The sequence below is a fragment of the Simplicispira sp. genome (assembly GCF_028687295.1).
Taxonomy (GTDB): domain Bacteria; phylum Pseudomonadota; class Gammaproteobacteria; order Burkholderiales; family Burkholderiaceae_C; genus Simplicispira; species Simplicispira metamorpha.
The window spans coordinates 1-2,932 of record NZ_JAQUAL010000228.1; the positions used below are offsets into that span (position 1 = coordinate 1).

The 2,932-nt window shown below is 63.4% G+C and carries 3 protein-coding genes; all 3 read right to left on the reverse strand.

Going from position 1 to position 2,932, the window contains the following annotated elements:
• Positions 1-23: 23 nt before the first annotated feature.
• Positions 24-1,646, reverse strand: a complete 1,623-nt coding sequence (locus tag PHX69_RS15940) for a DUF4384 domain-containing protein (protein ID WP_288045107.1) — start codon at positions 1,644-1,646, stop codon at positions 24-26.
• 173 nt (positions 1,647-1,819) lie between these two features.
• Positions 1,820-2,248: a hypothetical protein gene (locus PHX69_RS15945; protein ID WP_193552731.1), complete on the reverse strand. Its 429-nt coding sequence runs from the start codon at positions 2,246-2,248 to the stop codon at positions 1,820-1,822.
• A 139-nt stretch (positions 2,249-2,387) separates the two neighbouring features.
• Positions 2,388-2,885 (reverse strand): hypothetical protein, encoded by a 498-nt coding sequence (locus PHX69_RS15950; RefSeq protein WP_288045105.1) that lies wholly within the window; start codon positions 2,883-2,885, stop codon positions 2,388-2,390.
• Between the last annotated feature and the right edge of the window lie 47 nt (positions 2,886-2,932).

Sequence of the window (2,932 nt, forward strand, 5' to 3'; positions counted from 1 at the left end):
GTGGCGGTGGCGGGGCGCCGCGCTCATTTGCTGGCCTGTTGTGCTGGCGCTGGCCGCCGTGGCACCACCTGCCAGTATTTGGCGTTGCCGGTGTAGCCATCTGCGCCCAGCGCCTGGGCAAAGACCTGGTTGATCTGCTCCAGCCGGTTGTATCCGGTGATCGGCTTGAGCGCAGGGCCACGCAGGGCTTCGGGCAACTGTGCCTGGCGGTCTTCGTCGGTGGCAAAGCAGGCCACGCCTTCGGTGCCGGGGGCGGCTGCGTCCATGATGAAGCCGGGGTTGGGGCTCATCCAGTCGGGGATGCGCACGGCCTGGTTGGCCGACACCCAGCCCGAGGGGTTGGCGCTGTTGGGCAGCAGGCGTATGACCGTGCCCCGGGCGTCTGCCAGATAGCACGACAGGTAGGAGGTGCGCGAGAGCGTGGCCGACAGGAAGATTTGCTCGCCCACCTCAAAAGCAGTGCGCTCCAGCATGATGTTTTCTATCTGCATGTCGATGGTGCGCGCTGGGGCTGCTGCGCCATAGGCCAACTGCGTGGGCGCTGCCGCCGAGGCTGTGGCGCCTGCGGCTGTGGCGTCGGGCGGTGCTGCCGCAGCCACCGGGGTGGCGCTGGTGGTGGCCCAGCCCACCCGCGCGAGCTTGCCGTCGGTGCCCAGGGTGACAAAGTTGCGCAGCGCACGCTCGTAGGTGGTGAAGTCGATCACACCGCTGACCACCATGCCCTGGTCGGTCTGAAAGCGCGCTACGGCAAGGCGCAGCATGGGGCTGTTGTCCGGCAACTGTTCGGCCCCGGCGCCCAGGTAGCCCCGGCTGATCAGCGAGCGCTTGACCAACTGGTGTTGAACGACAGAATCGCCCTCGTCATACCAGTCGCGCAGCTGGCGCTGGAAGTCGGGGTGGGTTTGCTTCAGCGTCAGGCACTGCCAATAGGGGATGCGTGCCCATTTGCCAATCAGCTCGATGGTGGCCAGCTCCACCAGGGTGCGCACGGCGCTGCCAGCGCCCTGGGTGTAGTCGCGCCCCACGTTGAACTGCACGCCGTAGGTGCCGATGCGCCCTGCCAAGTCCAGCCCCTGGCCGCCAGTGCCTACGATGACCTCGTTGGCCGAGTCCAGCCCCGGAATCAGTGTGCGCGTGCGAAAGTCGCCCAGGTGCATCTCCAGCCCGATGATGGTGGCATTGCGGTTCTTGCTGTAGCCCAGATCCACGCGCGGGCCTGACAGACCGGCATCAAAGCGGTTGTTGATGACGTTCTGATCGACAAAAGCGATGGCCCCCGACAGGTACAGCGCAGGCCGTTGCAGCTGCATCTGGTTGTTGTTGAGCAAGATGGTGGTGAGGTTTTGCACCGTGTCCTGGCGCGCAATGTCCACTTCGTAGTCCACGAAGCGAAATGCGTTGCTCAGCCGCGACATCTGCGAGATGGCCGTAATCACCATGTCCTTGGTGGCCACCGACACGCGCGATGAGTAGTCGGGAATTTGCTTGCTGGTGATCAGCGTGGTGGGCAATTGGGCGTCGCGCAGCATCACATCCATGCACTGCAACGAGTCCGAGAAGCTGGAGATCGAGCGTGTGGGGCGCACCACGGGCCTGTCCGAGATGGAAGCCTGGTTCTGGAAGGCCGCGTCATTGCGTGCATCCATGGGCGTACTGCACCCTGTGACCCATACCGCACCCGCCAAGGCCAGCAAGGTGCCTGAACGAAAGCGACCGAGCTTCAAAAGGCGCGCTACAGCGCCCGCAATAGTGGTGGACGGCATAAGGCTCCCTCTCCTGCTGTGCAGGCGCTTGTGGCGTTTGGCGTATGGATGTCGATTTATTTACAGATGTTGACCAGATCACCGCGCAGTACAACGACCTGCGGCGCCTGGTTGGGGCCGTAGCGGGCTGTGTTGGTGGTGCTGGCTGACAGCGTGTTGCTGCCCACTTCTTGCACACAGGTCTTTTGCATGCCTTCGGCATTGGCCGTAGTGACCACATCGTTGTTGGTCAGGATGCCGGTGGTGTCTGCCGAGAAAGCCTTGGCTTCGTAGCGGGCAATGCGTGCGCGCAGCCAGGAGGGGGTGCCGGTGTTGCCGTCAATGTTGCCCGATGCCTGCGCCGGGCCGGTGGGCATCATCTGGATGACGAGCTTTTTGCCCAAGATGACCGGGTCTTCGCCGGGGGCCTGGGCCCAGACCAGTGCGGTGCCGCACCAGGCCAGAACCGTGGCAGCCAACCATTGCGACAGGATATTGATAGTCATGGGGCACCTCCGTCAAATAAGTGGGGGGAAGGGGGCCCACGGCGCGCAAGGCAAGGTGGGCCCGCCCTCAAAGGTGGATGTCGGCAGCGCGGTGCTGGCCGACAGGTGGTGCAGAAGGCTCTGCACCGGGTTTGCGCTCTCAGTGGTGGCCGCCGCCGCTGTTGGATGCTGTAGCGCCGGGTGCGCAAGTGAAGCAGGCGTTGTTGCTGGCCACGTTTTGCACGGCCTTGCTGTTGCTGCCGCTGGACAGGTTGGCCAGCGATGCAAACATCAAGGTGGTGGACTGTGTGGAATTGCCGCCAATGGTCACGTCACCCAGGTTGGACGACACGTTCTGGCTGGCGTAGGCATCGCTGCCCGTGGCTTCGTTGGAAATCGACGAACCCATGTTGGCGTTGACGCTTTGGGTCGAGTTGCCGCTGATGGTCACATCACCGGAGTTGCTGGCCAGGTTTTGGATCGCTTCGCTCTTGGAGCCTGTCGATTTGTTGCTGACGAATGCCGATGTCAGTGACACGGTCTGGGTCGAGTTGCCCGTGATGCTGATGGCGGGGGCTGACGAGGGAGACGGGGCAGGGCCGGTTGCCATAGCGGCGGAAGCGATAACACTGAGGGCGATGAAAGCAAGGGATTTCATGACTGTTCCTTCAAGATGTGGACTCAACACTGGCAGCTTCCGCAGCG

Excerpts from the sequence above, each read along its gene's own strand:
- PHX69_RS15940 (WP_288045107.1), bottom strand. The coding sequence starts at position 1,646 with ATGGATGCACGCAATGACGCGGCCTTCCAGAACCAGGCTTCCATCTCG.
- PHX69_RS15945 (WP_193552731.1), bottom strand. The coding sequence starts at position 2,248 with ATGACTATCAATATCCTGTCGCAATGGTTGGCTGCCACGGTTCTGGCC.
- PHX69_RS15950 (WP_288045105.1), bottom strand. The coding sequence starts at position 2,885 with ATGAAATCCCTTGCTTTCATCGCCCTCAGTGTTATCGCTTCCGCCGCT.